Source organism: Saccharopolyspora sp. MMCC62, from assembly GCF_057736575.1.
This window is the reverse complement of sequence record NZ_JBYKCM010000003.1, coordinates 585,917-604,945: the sequence shown is the minus strand read 5'-3', so window position 1 is coordinate 604,945 and position 19,029 is coordinate 585,917. Positions and strand designations below refer to the sequence as shown.

Annotated in this window: 18 protein-coding genes; 11 read left to right on the top strand and 7 right to left on the bottom strand. The window is 72.9% G+C overall.

Features of this window, described 5'->3' with window-relative positions:
* Positions 1–3 precede the first annotated feature (3 nt).
* From AC29IT_RS10000 to AC29IT_RS09960, 9 genes are all read left to right on the top strand, one after another.
* Positions 4–2,871: a hypothetical protein gene (locus AC29IT_RS10000; protein WP_488218507.1), complete on the top strand. Its 2,868-nt coding sequence runs from the start codon at positions 4–6 to the stop codon at positions 2,869–2,871.
* A 14-nt stretch (positions 2,872–2,885) separates the two neighbouring features.
* On the top strand, positions 2,886–3,314 hold the full coding sequence (locus AC29IT_RS09995) for a phage tail protein (RefSeq protein WP_358441128.1): 429 nt from the start codon (positions 2,886–2,888) through the stop codon (positions 3,312–3,314).
* 13 nt (positions 3,315–3,327) lie between these two features.
* Entirely contained in the window at positions 3,328–4,047 is a 720-nt protein-coding gene (locus tag AC29IT_RS09990) for a CIS tube protein (protein ID WP_488218506.1), read from the top strand.
* Positions 4,047–5,864, top strand: coding sequence for a VgrG-related protein (locus AC29IT_RS09985; RefSeq protein WP_488218505.1), 1,818 nt, complete (start codon positions 4,047–4,049; stop codon positions 5,862–5,864). Before AC29IT_RS09990 ends, AC29IT_RS09985 begins: the two co-directional genes overlap by 1 nt.
* A gap of 79 nt (positions 5,865–5,943) precedes the next feature.
* Positions 5,944–6,258, top strand: coding sequence for a PAAR domain-containing protein (locus AC29IT_RS09980; RefSeq protein ID WP_358441120.1), 315 nt, complete (start codon positions 5,944–5,946; stop codon positions 6,256–6,258).
* Complete coding sequence (locus AC29IT_RS09975; protein ID WP_358441118.1) at positions 6,255–6,677, top strand: GPW/gp25 family protein; 423 nt, start codon at positions 6,255–6,257, stop codon at positions 6,675–6,677. Before AC29IT_RS09980 ends, AC29IT_RS09975 begins: the two co-directional genes overlap by 4 nt.
* Positions 6,677–8,641, top strand: coding sequence for a putative baseplate assembly protein (locus tag AC29IT_RS09970; protein ID WP_488218504.1), 1,965 nt, complete (start codon positions 6,677–6,679; stop codon positions 8,639–8,641). Before AC29IT_RS09975 ends, AC29IT_RS09970 begins: the two co-directional genes overlap by 1 nt.
* The gene (locus AC29IT_RS09965) at positions 8,638–9,207 is read left to right on the top strand and encodes a phage tail protein (RefSeq protein ID WP_358441112.1); all 570 of its coding nucleotides are present in this window, start codon (positions 8,638–8,640) and stop codon (positions 9,205–9,207) included. The genes AC29IT_RS09970 and AC29IT_RS09965 overlap by 4 nt, the downstream gene beginning before the upstream one ends.
* 452 nt (positions 9,208–9,659) lie before the next feature.
* A complete protein-coding gene (locus AC29IT_RS09960; protein ID WP_358441109.1) occupies positions 9,660–10,505 on the top strand; it encodes an NADase-type glycan-binding domain-containing protein in 846 nt (281 codons plus the stop codon).
* A 112-nt stretch (positions 10,506–10,617) separates the two neighbouring features.
* On the opposite strand, the gene tatC is transcribed toward AC29IT_RS09960, so the two are convergent.
* From tatC to AC29IT_RS09935, 5 genes are all read right to left on the bottom strand, one after another.
* Positions 10,618–11,493: a twin-arginine translocase subunit TatC gene (gene tatC, locus AC29IT_RS09955; RefSeq protein ID WP_358442181.1), complete on the bottom strand. Its 876-nt coding sequence runs from the start codon at positions 11,491–11,493 to the stop codon at positions 10,618–10,620.
* Positions 11,494–11,595: 102 nt separating this feature from the next.
* Entirely contained in the window at positions 11,596–11,868 is a 273-nt protein-coding gene (gene tatA / locus AC29IT_RS09950) for a Sec-independent protein translocase subunit TatA (RefSeq protein WP_358442184.1), read from the bottom strand.
* A 70-nt stretch (positions 11,869–11,938) separates the two neighbouring features.
* The gene (locus tag AC29IT_RS09945) at positions 11,939–12,145 is read right to left on the bottom strand and encodes a bacteriophage holin (protein WP_488218503.1); all 207 of its coding nucleotides are present in this window, start codon (positions 12,143–12,145) and stop codon (positions 11,939–11,941) included.
* 395 nt (positions 12,146–12,540) lie between these two features.
* Positions 12,541–13,515, bottom strand: a complete 975-nt coding sequence (locus tag AC29IT_RS09940) for a helix-turn-helix transcriptional regulator (RefSeq protein ID WP_488218502.1) — start codon at positions 13,513–13,515, stop codon at positions 12,541–12,543.
* The gene (locus AC29IT_RS09935) at positions 13,512–14,519 is read right to left on the bottom strand and encodes a helix-turn-helix transcriptional regulator (protein WP_358442192.1); all 1,008 of its coding nucleotides are present in this window, start codon (positions 14,517–14,519) and stop codon (positions 13,512–13,514) included. Before AC29IT_RS09935 ends, AC29IT_RS09940 begins: the two co-directional genes overlap by 4 nt.
* A gap of 200 nt (positions 14,520–14,719) precedes the next feature.
* Between AC29IT_RS09935 and AC29IT_RS09930 the strand changes: the two genes are divergently transcribed.
* Positions 14,720–15,463, top strand: coding sequence for an SDR family oxidoreductase (locus AC29IT_RS09930; protein WP_358442194.1), 744 nt, complete (start codon positions 14,720–14,722; stop codon positions 15,461–15,463).
* Positions 15,464–15,547: 84 nt separating this feature from the next.
* Here AC29IT_RS09930 and AC29IT_RS09925 read toward each other — a convergent pair whose 3' ends face one another.
* Together AC29IT_RS09925 and pafA are read right to left on the bottom strand one after the other, a co-directional pair.
* Positions 15,548–15,946 (bottom strand): VOC family protein, encoded by a 399-nt coding sequence (locus AC29IT_RS09925; protein ID WP_488218501.1) that lies wholly within the window; start codon positions 15,944–15,946, stop codon positions 15,548–15,550.
* Positions 15,947–16,060: 114 nt separating this feature from the next.
* A complete protein-coding gene (gene pafA / locus AC29IT_RS09920) occupies positions 16,061–17,419 on the bottom strand; it encodes a Pup--protein ligase (RefSeq protein WP_224960113.1) in 1,359 nt (452 codons plus the stop codon).
* A gap of 67 nt (positions 17,420–17,486) precedes the next feature.
* Between pafA and AC29IT_RS09915 the strand changes: the two genes are divergently transcribed.
* On the top strand, positions 17,487–18,971 hold the full coding sequence (locus tag AC29IT_RS09915; RefSeq protein ID WP_488218500.1) for a phosphatase PAP2 family protein: 1,485 nt from the start codon (positions 17,487–17,489) through the stop codon (positions 18,969–18,971).
* The last annotated feature ends 58 nt before the right edge of the window (positions 18,972–19,029 follow it).

The following is a 19,029-nucleotide window of genomic DNA, read 5'->3' as shown; positions in this document are numbered from 1 at the left end:
CGGATGAGCCGCTGGACCGCACTGCGCCGCCTCTTCGGCCGGGACGACGCCCCGGCGCCGGATCCCGCCGCGCCGGCCGTCCCCGTCGCGGAACCGGGTGATGGCTGGCGGAGCGCGGCGCCGATGCGCGGGGTGCTGCAGCGCGACTCGGGCGAGGTGATCCGGCCCGAGCGCTTCCGCGCGTCCGTCGCCTCGTTCCGGGACCACGGGGTGTTGGGCGGCGGGCTGGGGCACCGGCTCTCCGGCGATGCGCCGAGCGGTGTGATGCGCGGGCTGGCGCGCGCGGACGGACGGCCGGTGCAGCGGTCGGACGACCCGGAGTTCACCTGGGTGCAACCGGAATCGGAGTCCACTTCGGACTCGGAAGCCGCCGTCCCGCGTTCGCGCCGGGCGGTGCAGCGGCGGTCGTCGGGCCGGGACGCCGCGCGCGGGGCGATGTCCGGGGGCGGTGCGGGGCGCGGCTCCGGTTCGGCGGGTTCGCCGGCTGCGTCCGGTGGTTCGGCGAGTCCTCCGGCCGGTGGCGGGTCGGGCTCGACCGGTTCGTCCGGGAGCGGATCGTCGGGGAACGCCGGTTCACCCGGCACGGCGGCCACCTCCAGCGCGCCGAGCTCGTCCAGCGCTCCGCCGTCGGGAACGAGCTCGACCGGCACGGCGTCCTCCGGCACCGCTTCTGCCGACGCCACGTCCGCCGGAGCAGGGCCCTCCGCCGCCTCGGTGTCCGCCACCCCGGCCGGAGGCGGCTCCCCCGGCTCGGGCGCGGTGCAACGGGTCGCCCTGCGCAGGCTCGCGCCGCCGCTGACCAGGGCGCGGCCGATCACCCGCTTCACCCCGCGCCGGCTGCCCGCGACCACCGCGCACGCCGCGGATCCGGTGCAGCCCGCGACGTCGACGGGTGCCGAGGAGCCGGGCTCGGAGGTGGATCTCGTGGTGCAGCGCCACGCCGACTCCGGTGCGCCCCCGGCACGATCCGACGTGTCTCGACCGACCGCCCCGAGCACCCCCGGCCCACCGGCGGACTCCGGCACCGCGCCCGGCACCGCCGTGACCGGCGACTCCACCACCGGAGCCGGATCGACCGCCTCGGGCGAACCGCAGGCCACTCGCCCCACGCTGGGCCCGGACCGCGGTGCCGGGCAGTCGGGTCTGGGCGGGCCCGTGCAGCGGATGCCGTCCGGGGCGGTGCCGCTGCACCACGATGCGACGGGCTCCCCCGAGCCACCGCCACCGGTGCAGCGCGCCGCGGAACCGGTCCCGGAGCAGCGGCCCGAGCGTCCTTCCCCGGCCACGCGCGGCCGGAAGCGCCCGAACACCACGCACACCGAGGTGCAGCGCAGCACGCCGAGCTCCCGTGGTGGCCTCGGCGAACCGCTGGAGCGGCTGCCGGAGACCGCGACCCCGCTGCGCCCCGGCGGCACCCTGCCCGCACCCGGCCAGGGCGAGCCCGGCGGCGCGGTAGGTCCCGGCAGCGCCGTCGGCCCGGGCGGTGCGGCGGAGACGGCGCCGCTGCTCGGCGACGCCCCGCAGGTCCAGCGCACCACGAGCTCGCAGCGCGAACCGCAGGCGACGACGCCGGACGACCCCGCACCGGCGGATCCGGTCGCCACTCCGCTCGCCGGTGCGAGCGCCGAGCCCGCGGGCTCCCAGCAGGAGAGCTCCCCGCCCGCGATCTCCCGGTCGGCGAGCTCGCGGCAGGAGAACACCCAGCCCGCGAGCACCGGTCCGACGACTCCGGTTCAGCGCAGCCGGACCCCGGACGCTGCCGGAGACGCGCCGCACGGCAGCACGGGCCACGGCACCGCGGAGGGCACCGCGCCGCTGCTCGGCGACACCACGATCCAGCGCTCGCGCCCGGCCGGCGGCACCGCGGAGTCGACGCCGGAGCACTCGCCCAGCGCCGATCTGCCGACCGCACAACGGAATCCGGCCGTCCCGAGCGCCACCGGAACGCAGGAACCCTCCGGCACCACCGCGCGGCGGTCGCCCGGTCCTGCCGCGCAGCAGCCGTCCGGCGCCGCCCGGGGACCATCGACCGCACCGCACCACGCGGTCACCCCAGCGCGCCCGAGCACCACCGCCCCGCACGGCACCACCCCGGTCCAGCGGCGCACCGCACCGAGCAGCGCGGCCGCGCCGGAGACACCGCCCACCGCGAACACCCCCGCCGACCAGCACGAGGTCGCCACCGGCTCGCACCCCGTCCAGCGCGCACGACCGGACTCCTCGACCGCGCCGGACGAACCCGACCTGGTCCCCCGGCTGCACCACGGTCCGGCGCACCCCGCCGCACCGGTGCAGCGGGCCCGCTCGCTGCTCACGGCCCGGCCGCTGACCACCAGGACCCGCCTGGACCAGCCGCGGCCGAACGCGACGGCGCCGCCGGCCGAGCACCGGGCCGCGGCGCCGTTGCGCTGGACCCGCCGCGAGCCCGGCGACCGACCGGCCGAACCGGCACCGGTGCAACGCTCGGGCACCTCGGCGACCGTCCCCGCGGCGGCGGCCGCACCACCGCCGACCCCGGTGGAATCCACAGTGGACGAACCGGGGACGCCGCCGCCGGTGCGCACGGCCCGGCCCGTGCAGCGCAACACCGCCCCGGAAACCCCGCCTCCCGCACGGGAAGCACCGAAGCAGGACCAGCCCACCCCGCAGGTTCCCGGCGTCCCACCGGGAGTCCCGGTCACCGTCGTCCCCAAGCAGCACGAGGAGAGCACCGACTCCGACCCCGACTCCGATGAGAGCACCGGTACCGGCGGCGGACAGGACGTCGAGGAACTCGCCCGCCGCCTCGTCGAACCGGTCGGCAGGCTGCTGCGCACCGAGCTGCGCCACGGCCGCGAACGGTTCGGCCGCACCTACGACCGCAGGCGTTGAGAAGGAGCAAACCGATGTCGTCCAAGGACATCTTCGCCAGCAGCGTGTTCTTCCGGCTGGCCATCGCGGGCAACGACCTCGGCCGGTTCCACACCTGTTCCGGGCTCGGCGCGCAGGTCGAGGTGGAGCAGTTCGCCGAAGGCGGCAACAACTCGTTCTCCTGGCAGCTGCCCACCCGCATCACCTGGACCAACATCACGTTCACCCGTCCCGTCACCAAGGACACCACCAAGATCGCGAAATGGCTGTCGGACACGATGCGCAAGGCCGAGCGCAAGAACGGCGAGATCGTCGCGTTGCAGCCGAACTTGACGCCCATCGCCCGCTGGCAGGTCATCGGCATCGTGCCGGTCAGCTGGCAGGGACCGTCCTTCGACCCGTCGAACTCCCAGGCGGCGATCGAAACCCTGGAGATCGCCCACGAAGGCCTGCAACCGTCCTGAGAGGAGGAGCCGGATGGCCGCCACCAGCGCCAAGAACCTCGCCCGCGCAGAGATCCTCATCATGGAGCCGCCCACCAAGGTCGGCGCGAAACCCGGGGCGACGCTCAAACGCGTCAAGCTCCAGTTCAACCCGAGCAAGCTCGCGCTGACCAAGAGCACCGAGTGGCGGCGCAAACCGGCCCGGATGGCCGCCGAATCGGCGATGCCCGAGTTCGTCGGCAGCGGCCCCCGGTCGCTGCAGCTGGAGGTGTTCCTCGACGCCACCGAGAAGCACGACGACTCGGTGGAGCAGAAGGTCGAGGACCTCATGGTGGCCTGCGTGCCCACCTCGAAGAGCCTGGCCACCAAGACACCCGCCAGCCCGTGGGTCCGGTTCGAGTGGGGCACCGCCCGCACCACCTCGTTCGACGGGGTGCTCAACAGCTTCTCGGTGAACTACTCGCTGTTCGACGTCGACGGCAAACCGCTGCGCGCCACCTGCTCGCTGGGCATCGAGGAAGCCAGCGTCGACACCCCGGGCCAGAACCCCACCTCCGGCTCGGACGCCGCGCGCCGCACCCACCGGGTCATCGCCGGGGACAGCCTCGCGCAGATCGCCTGGAACGAGTACGGCGACGCGACGGCGTGGCGGTACGTGGCCGAAGCCAACGGGATCGACGACCCGATGGTCCTGGTGCCGGGCAGCGAACTGCTCGTCCCCGCCCTCGACGAGTCCGAACAGGACGGTGCGTGATGGGAAGTTCCGCAGAGCAGGACGGCAGGTCCTTCGCCGCCGATCCGATCATCAAGTGCCCGGACGAGCTGCCCGAGCCGTGGCTGGGACAGCTGGTGTCCTGCGTCGTCGACGAGAACGTCGGCCTGCCCGACGCGGCGACCCTCACCTTCCGGGACCCGAACCACGAGCTGCTCACCGCCACCTCCATCACCATCGGGGTCGCGCTGACCGTGTCCATGTCCACCACGGGCGGCAAGACACCGGAGAAGCTGTTCGCCGGCGAGGTCACCGCGCTGGAACTGGACTCCGACGGCACCGGCTCGTTCACCGTGGTGCGGGCCATGAACAAGGCGCACCGGCTGCTGCGCGGCCGGAAAGTGGTGGCGTTCAAGAACATGAAGGCCGACGCCATCGTGGAGAAGGTCGCCGTCGGTGCCGGGTTGACGGTCGGGAAGGTGCAGGCCAAGCCGATCACCTACACCCAGCTGGCCCAGCCCAACATCTCCGACTGGGACTTCCTGCAGAACCTCGCCCAGGAGCACGGCGCCACGGTCCGCGTCGACGAGACCGGCAAGCTCGACTTCGCCCCGCTCACCCCGGCCGCCTCCGCGCCCGCACCCACCACCTCCGCGGCGAAGAGCCCGTTCGTGCTGGAGTACGGGCGGAACCTGATGGCGCTGCGCGCGGTGCTCACCTCCACCGACCAGGTCGGCAGCGTGGAGGTCCGCGGCTGGGACGTGAAGACGAAGAAACCCGTCGTCGCCAAGAAGCCCGTCACCCCGAGCAAGACCACCGTTCCCGGCATGACCCCGGCCGAGGCGATCAAGCGGTTCGGGAAGAAGAACGACACCGTCGTCACCGACACGGCCTACGGCACCCGAGCCGAAGCCGATGCGCTGGCGGACTCGCTGTCGGCCGCCACCAGCGCCGGGCTCGGCGAGATCGAAGCGGTCGTCGAAGGAGATCCGAAGCTCCGCGCGGGCGTGCCGATCGCGCTCGGCAACGCGGGCGACAAGTTCTCCGGCAAGTACACCGCCACCGCAGTGCAGCACGTCATCGAACCGAGCCTCGGCTACCGCACCACCGTGCAGGTCAGCACCAGCCCGGACCGGTCGCTGGCCGGGCTCGCCACCGGGGCCAACGCGCCCGACCGGGGACCGCGCATCCCGGGGGTGGTCAACGCGATCGTCACCGACGTCCAGGAACCCGCCGGGGGCGGGCGCGGCTGGGTGAAGCTCGCCTTCCCGTGGCTCGACGCCAAGTACACCTCCGACTGGGCGCGCACCGTGCAGCTCGGCGGGCAGGGCGGTGGCGTGATCACCCCGAGCGTCAAGGACGAAGTGCTCGTCGCCTTCGAACAGGGCTGCCTGGACAAGCCCTACGTGCTCGGCGGGCTCTACAACGGCAAGGACAAGCCGTCCGAGCACAAGCTCCCGCTGATCGAACGCGGGAAGGTCGCGTGGCGCTCGCTGGTCTCCCGGGACGGGCACCGGCTCGAACTGATCGACAGCAAGAAGGGACCGCCGGGCGTGCGGATCGCCAGCGGGGACGACCGGTTGGAGATCCGCATGGACGACAAGGCGAAGAGCATCGCGATCTCGCTGAAGAAGGCGGGCGGCCGGGTCGTGGACCGCGCCATCACCTTGGACGACAAGGGGATCACGCTCGACGCGGGCACCGGCGACATCACCATCAAGGGCAAGAACATCAACGTGGACGCGATTTCCAACGCCACGGTCAGCGCGATGCAGAGCACCACGGTGCGGGGCGCGATGACCGACGTCAGCGGAACCGCCTCCGCCGCCCTGCACGCACCGATGGTGCGGATCAACTGACCGCCGCGCACCACGCCCGCGGCACCACCGGAACTCGCCCCGGCACTACCGGCACCCGCCCAGCACGAGGAGCACCGCAATGGCCCCAGCAGCCCGCATCGGCGACCCGACCAGCCACGGCGGCACCGTCGGCCCCCCGGTGGGCCCCGCGGCCGCCAAGGTCATGACCGTCCTCATCGGCGGCAAACCGGCCGCCGTCACCACGTGCACGGTCGGCTGCCCGATCCCCCCGCACGCGTTGCTGGGCCCCGCGAACGTGCTGCTGCCCAGCCCGCCCCGCGGCGGCGTCGTGCTGATCGGCGGCATGCCCGCCGCGAAGATGCTCGACAAGTCCTCCTGCGGCGCGCAAGTCCTGATCGGCGCCCCCAACGTCCTGATCGGGGGCCCGATGTGAGCGAGCGGTTCATCGGCCGCGGCTGGGGATTCCCGCTGCGCGTCACCCCCACCGGCGGCATCGGCCTCGTCGGGCGGGAGCAGGAGATCGAGGAGGCCATCCGCCTCGTCCTCGGCACCGCACCCGGCGAACGCCCCATGCGGCCCGAGTTCGGCTGCGGCGTGCACGACTACGTCTTCTCCCCCACCGACGGCGCGACCGCCGGGCGCATCGCCTTCGAGGTGCGGTCCGCGCTGCAGCGCTGGGAACCGCGCATCGAGGTCGAGGACGTCGTCATCGCCCTGGACCCCGACGAGGAAGGCGTGCTCTACATCGACGTGCACTACGTGCTGCGGTCCACCAACGACCGCCGCAACCTCGTGTTCCCCTTCTACACCATCCCCGACGGCGGCGAGCCCGGAGCGGGAGGAGCGGCCTGATGGCGATCCCCACGCCCAACCTCGACGACCGGCGCTTCCAGCAGCTCGTCGACGAAGCGAAGCGCTACGTGCAGCAGCGCGCCCCCGAATGGACCGACCACAACGTCTCCGACCCGGGCGTCACGCTCATCGAGACCTTCGCGCACATGGTCGACCAGCTCGTCTACCGGCTCAACCGGGTGCCGGAGAAGAACTACCTCGCGTTCCTCGACCTGATGGGCGTGCGGCTGTTCCCGCCCACCGCCGCGCGCGGCGACGTCACCTTCTGGCTGTCCGCCGCGCAGAACGAGACCGTGCTGCTGCCCCGCGGCACCGAGGTCGCCACCGCGCACACCGAAGCCGACCGGGAAGTCGTGTTCGCCACCGAGCAGGACCTGCCCATCGTGCCGTGCGAGCTGCGCACCCTCGTCACGATCTCCGCCACCGGCACCATCGAGGACCGCACCGCCGACCTGGAAGCCGCCAAGGACGTGCCGTGCTTCCAAGCCCAACCCGCCGTCGGCGACGCCATGCTGTTCGGGCTCAGCGGTGCCGTGCCGCGTTGCGTCATCGCCGTCGAACTCGACAGCCAGGTCGAAGGCATCGGCGTCGACCCTCGTCAGCCGCCGCTGGTGTGGGAGGCGTGGGACGGCACCCGCTGGGCCGAGTGCGAGGCGTTCGAGGACACCACCGGCGGGCTCAACAAGCCCGGTGAGGTGCTGCTGCAGATCGGACCCGGGCACACGCCCTCCACCGTCGCCGGGGTGCGCGCCGGGTGGTTGCGCTGCCGCGTCATCGCGCCCGTGCCGGACCAGCCGTTCTACTCCGAATCCCCCACCGTCCGCATCGCCGAGGTCTCCACCGTCGGCGGCACCACCGGCGTCGAGCACGCCGAGACGCACGCCGACGTGCCGCTCGGTGAATCCGAGGGCGTCCCCGGGCAGCGGTTCACCGCGGACATCGCACCGGTGCTCACCGATGGCGACCCCGTCGTCGTCCAGGTCTCCACCGAGGACGGCTGGGAGGACTGGACCGTCGTCGACCACTTCGGCCGCTCCGGTCCCACCGACCGGCACGTCACCCTCGACCCCACCACCGGCGAGTTCGGATTCCCGCCGGCCGTGCGGCTCGCCGACGGGTCGCTGCGGTACTACGGCGCCGTCCCGCCGAAGGGCGCCCAGGTGCGCGTTCCCCGCTACCGCACCGGAGGCGGCCGCGCCGGCAACGTCGCGCGCGGCGCCATCTCCGTGCTGCGCAGCTCCGAGCCCTACATCTCCGAGGTGGAGAACCGGGAAGCCGCCATCGGCGGCGTCGACGGCGAGACCGTCCCCGAGGCGAAGATCCGCGCCCCGCACCAGCTTCAGCTGCAGGAGCGCGCCGTCACCGCCTCCGACCACGAGCAGATCGCCCGCCAAGCCGCACCCGCCGCCGCCCGCATCCGCTGCCTGCCCGCCGCGGCCGAGCAGGACCCCGGCGCCGCCCGGCTGCTCGTCGTGCCCGGCGCCGTCGCCGACACCGGTGATCGCATCCGCTTCGAGCAGCTCATCCCCAGCGAGCAGCTGCTGGCGACCATCGCCTCGCGACTCGACGAACGCAGGCTGCTGGGGGCGCGGATCGTCGTGGAACCGCCGTTCTACCAGGGCATCACCGTCGTGGCCCGGCTCCGCTCCACCGGCGCCGACACCGGGCGGATCGACCGCGACGCCCTCGATGCGCTGTACGCGTACCTGAACCCGCTGCGCGGCGGCGTCGACGGCGGCGGCTGGCCGTTCGGCCGACCCGTGCAGGTCGGGGAGATCTTCGCCGTCCTCCAGCGCGTCGAGGGCGTCGGGCTCGTCGAAGAGGTGCGGCTGTTCCCCGCCGATCCGATCACCGGCAGGCGCGGCACCCCCGCCGACCGCATCGACCTGCCCGCGCACGCCCTCGTGTTCTCCCACCAGCACCAGGTCGTGGTCGCCCCGCACGACGGCGCGGAGCCCCGATGACGGGGCGGGCGGCGGTACCCGGACTGCGCAGCCGCTACCCGATGGGGGAACAGCTGCCCGGGATGTACGCGGGCGACCAGCTGGCGCAGCAGTTCACCGCGGGGCTCGACGACGTGCTCGCGCCCATCTTGTCCACATTGGACAACCTGGCGCACTACTTCGACCCGGCGCTGGCACCGGAGGACTTCGTGGCCTGGCTCGGCACCTGGGTCGCCACCGAACTCGAACCGGACTGGCCGCTGGAACTGCGCCGCGCCGTCGTCGCCCGCGCCGTCGAACTGCACCGCTGGAAGGGCACCGCCCGCGGGCTCGCGCACCGGCTGTGGCTGTGCCTCGGCGTGCACTGCCGGATCCTCGACGGACCCGGCGCCACCTGGTCCACCCGGCCCGGCAACGTCCTCGGCGGCGAACCGAACACCACCGTGCGCGTGCAGGTGTGGCCCGGCCGCGCCGCCGTGGACCACGCCCAGGTCACCGCGCTCGTCGACTCCGTCAGCCCGATCCACCTCACCTGCACCGTCGAAGTGCTGCCCGGGCCACCCTCGCCAGAACAGGGGCAACGCTGATGCGACCGTGTCCGAACTGCGGTGCCCGCACCGCCGAGACCGACGACTTCTGCGGCAACTGCGGCAGCTACCTCGGCTGGGAACGGTCGACCCCGCCCGCGGGTGACGGTGCCGAGGCGCCCGGCGGGTCCGGCCTGGCCGCACCGCCCCGGACCGGCGGGCAGGCACCACCGCCCGCCGCACCTCCGCAGCCCGGACGAGGAGTACCACCCCCGGGGCCAGCCGGGCCGGACCGCTCCGGACGAGCCGCACCACCCGGCCCGTTCCCCGGGCAGGCACCGCCGCGCAACGGGCCGGTCCACGGTCAAGCACCACCCGGACCGGGACGGCCCGGCGGCCCGGGTTCCACGCCCCCGCCCGGACCCGGCCCCAGGCCCGGACCCGGTTCGGGCCCCGGCCCCGCCGGGGCACCACCGCCCGGCCCGCCGGGAGCTCCGCTCCCACCGGCCGCGATGCCACCGCGACCACCCGCCCCCACTTCCAGCCCCGCTCCCGCGCAGGCCGCGGCGAGCGACGAGGAAGCGGACGACGAGCAGCCCGCCGCAGTGCAACCGGCGAAACCCGTCGCGCCCCGCCCCGAACAGCAGGTCGTGCAACCCACGCCCGTCACCGAGGACGGGCCGCCCTGCCCGTCCTGCAAGACACCCAACCCGCCGACCCGGCGGTTCTGCGTCCGCTGCGCCACCCCGCTCAACCCCGCCCCCGACGAGGAACCGACCCGGCTCCGCTGGCGGCAGCGCCCGGACCGCAGCCGACTGCGCTGGCTCTGGCGCCGGATCGCCATCCTCGGCACCGTCCTCGCGATCGTCCTGGCCGGCTACCTGCTCTGGCCGTTCGGCGTGTGGCTCGTGCAGGACGTGCTGGACAAGACGCTCGCCCCCGTGCCGGCCACCATCTCGAAGACCACCGCCAGCAGCGAGCTCCCCGGCCACCCCGCGCTGAACGCCTCCACCATCGTCGTGAACGAGTACTGGGGAACGTCGGCCCCCGGCGAGTGGATCGAGTTCGAGCTCGAGAAGCCGACCCGGTTGGTCGGAATGATCATCACCGTCGGGCAGTCCCGGGACGTCGAGAAGTTCTACGCCGAAGCCCACCCGTCCGAAGTGGAGATCACCACCACCGACAAGCGGGGGCGGGTCGAATCCACCCGGGAGCAGATCCCCGACCAGCCGGAGGGGTTCGACCTCGACATCGGGCGCAGCGACATCACGCAGGTGCGGGTGACCATCCTCGATGCCCGCGGCCTCACCCCGCAGAAGCACATCGCGCTCGCCGCCGTCGAGTTCTTCACCCGGTGACCGGGCCCGTGCACGAAGTCGGGGCGCCCCCCCCGGCGGGGGGGGCGGCCGCCGAGAGCCCCCGGGGGTGGGGGGCCCGCCGACGAAGAGCACCGGGATGTCGTGCGCCGTGCTACGTGGCGTCGTCGTTGCTGCCGACCGGCGCCTGCGACGCGGTGGTGTCCAGCTTCGACGGCTGATGATCGATCTTCGAGGCCTCGTCGAGCCCGACGCCCTCCATGCCCTGCCCGGCGAGCTTCCGCGCCTTCGAGCGGTCCTGCGCCCGGCAGATCACCAAGGCGATCACGAACAGCACCACCAGGCACGCGGCCAGCGCCAGCATCGAGAACGGGTCCTGCCCCGGGGTGGCGACGGCGGCCAGCACGAACAGGCCGAACACGATGCCCCGCCACCAGCTCTTCAGCTTCGCGTAGCTGACCACGCCAGCCCGGTTCAGCATCACCAGCACCAGCGGCATCTCGAAGCTGATGCCGAACATCAGCAGCATCAGCAGCACGAAGTTGATGTACTCGCCACCGGTCAGCGCGGTGAAGAACGCGCCGCCGCCGAAGCCGGTCATGAAGGCCAGGCCCTCGGGGACCACGAAGTAGGCCAGCACCCCGCCCGCGACGAACAGCAGGCTCGCGATGCTCACGAACGTGCGGGCGAACTTCCGCTCGTTCGCGTGCAGGCCCGGCGTGATGAACGCCCACACCTGGTACAGCCACAGCGGGCTGAACAGCAACGAGCCCACCGCGATGCCGACCTTCAACTGCAGCATGAAGACTTCGAACGCCTTCGTCTGCAACAGCTGGCACTCGCCGTTCGGGCTGAAGCGCACGTCTGCCGGCAACTGGCAATACGGGTGGATCAAGATATCGCTGAGCTTCGGCAGGCCGAAGATCTCGTGCGAGAACCAGATGAAGCCGAGGATCGCGCCGACCAGAATGCCGAATGCCGCCCAACCGAGTCGATACCTCAATTCGTAGAGGTGATCGATGAGGGTCATGGTGCCGTCGGGGTTGTGCCTGCGCCCCCAACGGCGGCGGTCACTGCGCCACGGGTTCAAACGGCGCAACGGGTTTGAACTCACCGTGCGTTCCGTCTCCGATCAGTTCTTGTTCTCTTTGCGCGGCGCCTCTTCCGCGTTGGTCGCGGTCACCGGCGCGCTCGGCTCACCGGTGGTGAGCTGCTGCGGTTCGGAGGAGGCCTCCTTGTCGCGCTTGGCAGCGGCTTCGTCTTCCTTCATGCCGCGCGCTTCGGCCTTGAACACGCGCGCGGACTGGCCGAGCGAACGCGCCATCTGCGGCAGCTTGGTGGCACCGAACAGCAACACCAGCACAGCGACGATGAGTACGAGTTCCCACCCACCTGGCAAACCCATCAGTGCACACCTTTCTCGGGGCTTCCTGCGACCGCAATGGTACGCGGGCGGATGACGCTCTCATAGGCCGTCACGTGGCACCTTTACGCCGCTCTGCGAGCGCCACCTGGAGCCCCGCGACTCGTGCTTTCAGCAGACCCGACCGGTTCGCCACGTCCTCCGTCACTTCGCGTTGCACCGCGCGCACCCTCCGGAGCAGCACGAAGAACCTGATCAGCAAGGCGAGCAGGAGCAGCACTCCCACCACGAACAGCACAAGACTCCACACGTACGGCACCGGATCACCGTAGCGCGCGGGACGGCCGCCCCCGCAGCGGCGTGGCCGGGCGAGCGGTGGTCGTTCCGCCGAGCCCGGCGCCGGCCTCGCGACGAACCCGGCGCGGCCCGGAAGCGCATCCGGCGCCCCCGGACGACCGGCGGGGCCGCCCCAGGCACGGCCCACGAGGAGCGGGACCCGCCCCACGACGCACCCGCCCGAAGCCCGAACCGGAGATCGCCGAGCGACGCCGCCCGAAGCCCGAACCGGAACCCGCGCGGCACCACGCCGTCCACCGACCGCGACGTGCAGGAGCCCACCGACCACGGAGCCGGACACCGACGCGACCGCGACCGCGACCGCGACGAGCGGATGCTCGCCGGAAGCGAGGCCGGGTACCGGCCGGGCCGCTGCGGTCAGTGCGCGGGCAGGTGCCGCACCCGTGCGAGCGCCTCCTCGGCGCGCTTGCGCACGTCCTCGGCGAGGTCGCGCGGCTCGACCACGCGTCCCTGACCGCCGAGCCCCAGCACGAGCCGCACCATCCACGAGCGGTCCGAGTACCGCATCCGCACCCGGATCCGGCCTTCCGACAGCTCGGTGAGCTCGTCCACCGGGTAGTACTCGCTGACCCAGCGGGCGTCCGGGTCCAGCTCCAGCAGCGCGCTCGGCTGGTCCGGCATCGGGCGGAACAGCCCGGCGGAGAAGTCGGTGGGTTCGGCGTCCCACGGCGGCCGAGCCGGCTCGTCGAGCACCTCGGCGGCGTCGATGCGGTCCAGCCGGAAGCGGCGGACCGCCACCGCCGAGCGGCACCACGCTTCCAAGTAGCTGCGGCCGTCGACGATCACCAGCCGCATCGGGTCCACGGTGCGTTCGCTGATCTCGTCCCGGGACGCGGTGTAGTACCGCATCCGCAGCGCGCGGTGTTCGGTCACGGCACGCTGCACGGCGTCCTGCACCCCGGGCGCGATGGGGCCTTCCCGGCCGGACAGCCCGACCACGACCCCGGTCGGACCGGCTTGGCCGACGGCCTCCTCGACCTTCGACAGCGCCCGCTGCACCGCCTCGGTGTCGGCGATGCCCGGGGTGTCGGCGAGCGCGCGCAACGCCACCAGCAGCGAGGTCGCTTCCGAGGCCGTCATCTGCAGCGGGCGGCGCATCCCCGCGTCGTAGGTGACGGTGATCGTCTCGCCTTCGAAGGACAGGTCGATCAGGTCGCCCGGCCCGTACCCCGGCAGACCGCACATCCACAGCAGCTCCAGGTCCCGCCGCAGCTGCTGCTCCCCGACCCCGAAGTCGGCGGCCGCATCGGCGACCGGGATGCCCGGCCTGCTCAGCAGGTACGGCACCAGTGCCAGCAGTCGCGGCAACCGCTGCGTCGCCCCGGCCGTCATCGGCGCACCTCCCCTGCTTCGTCGCTTCCGGCCGCAGCCGCGGCCGCGGCACCCAGGTGCGCTTCGTGCACCGATTTCCGCAGCACGTCCGGCTCCAGCACCACCACGTCCGGCCCGTAGCCCGCGATCCAGGAGGCCGCGAAGTCCGGGTACGACAGGTCCAGCTCCAGCACGTCGCCCTCGATGCCGTCCAGCCGCATCGAGTCCACCACCGATGCCTGGCGGCGCAGGCCCTGCGCGCGCCCCGGCACGACCCACAGCCGCACCGGCGTGCTCGGCGGCGCGTCCCGCTGCTCCCCGGCCACCATCGACAGCAGGTCGACGTCCGGCGGCCTGCTCACCGCGCCCGCCCGGCCCTGCGCCTTCGGGTCGCCCTGCACGCGGGACAGCCGGAAGCAGCGCGGCGCCCGCCGGTCCCGGTCGTGCCCGACCAGGTACCAGCGCCCCCGCCAAGCCACCACGCCCCACGGTTCCACGGTGCGCAGCTGCGCCAGCGCCTCGTTGGGCCGCCGGTAGTCGAAGGTGACCACCCGGCCGGCCTGCACGGCGGCGAGCAGCGCGGGGAACGCGGGCTCGCTGGTGCGGACCTTCGGTTCGATGGTGCCCGCGGCCCGGTCGTCGACGTCCACCCCTGCGGCCCGCAGCTTCAGCAGCGCGCCCCGGGCCGCGCCGGTGAGCTCCGGCGAATCCCACAGCCGCAGCGCCAGCGCCACGGCCGCCGCTTCGTCCGGTTCGAGCCCGATGTCGCCGAGTTCGTAGTCCCGCCGGGCGATCCGGTAGCCGTCGGCGGCGTCGAACGCCGAGTTCCGGCCGGTCTCCAACGGCACGCCCAGGTCCCGCAGTTCGGACTTGTCGCGCTCGAAGGTCCGGAAGAACGCCTCGTCATTGGGCGCGTCGGTGTAACCCGGAACAATCCCCCTGATTCGCTCCGCCGTCAGGTACTGGCGTGTCGAGAGCAGGCACAGCACCAGGTTCACCAAGCGTTCAGCACGCGCAGTGGCCACTTTGAAACTCTAGCTCCATCGCAGTTGATCAGGTATTTCGGGCACGCGAATCCCTGGCGGGCCGCGTCCTCGGCCGCGGTGGACGTGCCCTTTCGCCCGCCACGCGCTCCGCACCGCCGCCGCATTGATTTCATTCGACACTGAAGGTGTCGTGGCCGTGAAGTCGTTCATCACACCTCCTCCGCTCCTAGACTGCGGTCATGCCAGCGCCTGCGGACACGTCCGACCCGGTCCTGCTCATCACCGGCGCCTCCCGCGGGATCGGCGCCGCCACCGCACGAGCCGCGGCCCGCGCCGGCTACCGGCTCGCCCTGCTCTCCCGATCGGCGGACTCGCTCGCCGAGCTGGTCCGCGAGCTGGACGCCGATGCGGGGCGCACCGGAGAACCCCGCGCACTGGCCGTGCCCTGCGACGTCACCGACTGGACCGAGCTCAGCGACGCCGTGACGCAGGTCGAGCAGCACTTCGGCAGGCTCGACGCGGCGTTCGCCAACGCGGGCCGCAGCGTCGCCACCTCGTTCCTCGGCACCGACGGCGCGGATCCCGCGGACTGGCGGGACATGGTGCTCACCAACGTCCACGGCACGGCGCTCACCGCCCGCGCGACGCTCCCGGCGCTGGTGCGCACCCGCGGACACCTGCTGCTGACCGGATCCGCGGCGGGGCGCGGCATCCGGCCCGGGAACCTCTACTCCGCCACCAAGTGGGCGGTGACCGGCATGGCGCAGAACATCCGCGCGGAGTGCGTCGGCACCGGCGTGCGCGTCACGCTGCTCCAGCCCGGCCTGGTGGAGACCGGGATGAACACCCCGGAGCAGGCCGACCGCCCCAAGCTGCACGCCACCGACATCGCCGAGGCGGCGCTCTACGCGCTGAACCAGCCCGCCACCGTGGACGTCAACGAACTGCTCATCCGCCCCACCGGCCAGCACCCGCTGCGCTGACCGGCGCCGCGCCGAGCACGCGCACCGACTCACCCATCGACTCGGACACCGGTTCAGGCACCGGTCGCCACGCCCGCTCGCGCGCTAGTCCTGGGCGCTGACCCCGTACAGGTTCCCCTCCGGATCGGCGAACTGCGCCCACCGCGTCGTCCCACCGGGGTCCCACGGCGCGGCCTGCGGCTCGACCGGGAACAGCACGCCCTTCGCGCTGAGCTCCGCGAAGGTCGCGTCGAGGTCGTCGGCGTCGAACCACACCGTGCTCATCGGCCCGCGCTGCTCCCGGATGCGAGCGGCGAGCTCCGGATCTCCGGCGGCGAGCACCAGGTACGTCCGCGCCCCTGGTGGCCGCACCTCGAGCCACCGGTCACCGTCGCCGTACGGCGCATCGGTGAGCACCTCGAACCCGAGGGTCTCGGCGAAGAACTCCAGCGCCCGCTCCTGGTCGGCGACGTGGAGCACCGCGAACTTCGGCTGAGTGATCATGGCGGGATCCTTCCGGTGAGGCGACACTGAGATCACCTTATCCGAACCCGTGTTCGAATAGGCGATCTCGGGTGCCGCTTCACCGCATCGTGTGGCCCCCGCCGCGACGACCCGCTACAACGACCCGATCAGCCGCTCCACCCGCTCGTCCACCGCGCGGAACGGGTCCTTGCACAGCACGGTGCGCTGCGCCTGGTCGTTCAGCTTCAGGTGCACCCAGTCGACGGTGAAGTCGCGCCCGGCGGCCTGCGCGGCGGCGATGAAGTCCCCGCGCAGCTTCGCCCGCGTACTCTGCGGCGGGGTGTCCTTCGCGGCCTCGATCTCCCCGTCCTCGGTGGCGCGGTCGACCAGGTCCTTGCGCTGCAGCATGTCGAACAGGCCCCGGCCGCGCCGGATGTCGTGGTAGGCGAGGTCGAGCTGCGCGATGCGGGGGCTGGACAGCTCCAGCCCGTGCTTGCTGCGGTAGCGCTCCAGCAGCCGCAGCTTGATCGCCCAGTCCACCTCGCGGTCGATCGACGAGTAGTCCTGCGATTCCACCGCGTCCAGCGCCCGGCCCCACAGGTCCAGGATCCGCTCGGACATCGGGTCGGAGCCGCGGCGCGCCACGTGGTCCACCGCCCGGCTGTGGTACTCGCGCTGGATGTCCAGCGCCGAGGCCTCCCGCCCGCCTGCCAGCCGGACCGTCCGCCTGCCGGTGAGGTCGTGGCTGATCTCGCGGATCGCGCGGATCGGGTTGTCCAGGCTGAAGTCCCGGAACTGCACGCCGCTCTCGATCATCTCCAGCACCAGGTGCGCGGTGCCCACCTTGAGCAGCGTGGTCACCTCGGACATGTTCGAGTCGCCCACGATCACGTGCAGCCTGCGGTAGCGCTCGGCGTCCGCGTGCGGCTCGTCCCGCGTGTTGATGATCGGTCTGGACCGGGTGGTGGCGGAGGAGACGCCCTCCCAGATGTGCTCGGCGCGCTGCGAGAGGCAGTACACCGCGCCGCGCGGGGTCTGCAGCACCTTGCCCGCCCCGCAGATCAGCTGCCGGGTCACCAGGAACGGCAGCAGCACGTCGGCGATCCGGGAGAACTCGCCGGACCGCCCGACCAGGTAGTTCTCGTGGCAGCCGTAGGAGTTGCCCGCCGAGTCGGTGTTGTTCTTGAACAGGAAGATGTCCCCGCCGATGCCCTCGTCGGCCAAGCGGCGTTCGGCGTCGACGAGCAGGTCCTCCAGGATCCGCTCGCCCGCCTTGTCGTGGGTGACCAGCTGGGTCAGGTCGTCGCACTCGGCGGTCGCGTACTCCGGGTGCGAGCCGACGTCGAGGTAGAGGCGGGCGCCGTTGCGCAGGAACACGTTCGAGGAACGTCCCCACGACACGACCCGCCGGAACAGGTACCTGGCCACCTCGTCCGGGGAGAGCCGCCGCTGCCCGTGGAACGTGCAGGTGACCCCGAACTCGGTTTCGATGCCGAAGATCCGCCGCTGCATGTCTCCACAGTAGGCGCTGCGACGGCCGTCGGCGGTCCGCCGTTCGGGCATCGGTAGCGTGCGGGACGTGCAGACGTGGCTTCCCAAGATCACCCGCAAGGTGGACGCGGTGGACCGCGACCTGGCCCGGCGCAGCGCCGCTCTCCCCCGCACCGCCGCCGATCCGGGGTTGAAAGCCCTGAGCACGGCGGCCAACCACAGCGCGCTGTGGCTCTCGGTCGCCGCCGGGCTGGCCGTTCGCAAGGGGACGCCGCGGCGGGCCGCCCTGCGCGGTCTCGCGGCGATCGCGGCGTCCAGCGCGGCGACGAACCTGCTGGGCAAGCCGCTGTTCCCGCGCCGACGGCCGGCCGCGCGGCTGGTGCCGCGGCACCGCAGGCTCAGCGATCCGCCGAGCTCCTCGTCGTTCCCGTCCGGGCACGCCGCCTCCGCGGCCGCGTTCGCCACCGCGGTGGGGATGGAATCGCCCGCGCTCGGGCTGGCCGTGGCCCCGCTCGCCGCGGCCGTCGGCTACTCCCGGGTGCACACCGGGGTGCACTGGCCCAGCGACGTGGTGTGCGGCGCCGCGATCGGCGCGGGCCTGGCGTGGGCGACGCGGCGCTGGTGGCCGGTCCGCCCGGACGAGCCCGCCGCGGTGCGCCACCCGGCGGACGTGCCCGCGTTACACGACGGCGAAGGCGTGCTGGTGCTGGTCAACCCCGGTTCCGGGGACGGCACCTTCGACCCGGAGCAGTGGGTGAGCACCCGCTGGCCGGCGGCGAAGGTGGTGCTCGCGGAGCCGGGTCGCGACGTGGTCGCGGACCTCACCGACCGGCTGGACCAGGAGGGCGGCACCATCCGCGCGCTGGGCGTCGCGGGCGGCGACGGCACGGTGGCCGCGGTCGCGGCCCTCGCCACCACCAGGGGCATTCCGCTCGCGGTGCTCTCGGCGGGCACGTTGAACCACTTCGCCAGGGACGCCGGGGTGTCCGACTCCGATTCGGTGGCCGACGCGGTGGAGCAGGGCACGGCGGTGCGCGTCGACCTGGGCGGGGTGACCGTCGACGCCCGGCCGACGCGCTGGTTCCTCAACACCGCCAGCATCGGCGGCTACCCGGACCTGGTGCGGTTCCGCGAGCAGTGGGCCGGGCGCTGGGGCAAGTGGCCCGCGGGTGCGTTGGCGCTGGCTCGGGTGCTGTACGAGTCGAGCCCGCTGGACGTGGAGCTCAACGGCGTGCGGCGGCAGGTCTGGATCCTGTTCGCGGGCAACGGTTCGTACGCGCCGCGCGGGTTCGCGCCCTCGTGGCGGCCACGCCTGGACAACGGGCGGCTCGACGTCCGCTACGTGCGCGCCGACGTCCGCTGGTCCCGGCCGCGGTTCGTGCTGGCGGCGATGACCGGTGCGCTGCACCGCAGCCGCACCTACGTGGAGCAGGAGCACCGGTTCCTGGACGTGGTGGTGCGGGGTCCCGCGGTGGCGGTGGCCACCGACGGGGAGATCGGGACGCCGGGCAACCGGTTCGCGTTCACCGCGCACGACCAGATGCTGAGCGTGTACCGGCGCGAGCTCGACTAGCGCGGGCCTGATCGGGCACCGGCACGAGCCCGACCACCCACCGGCCCGCCCCGGCACG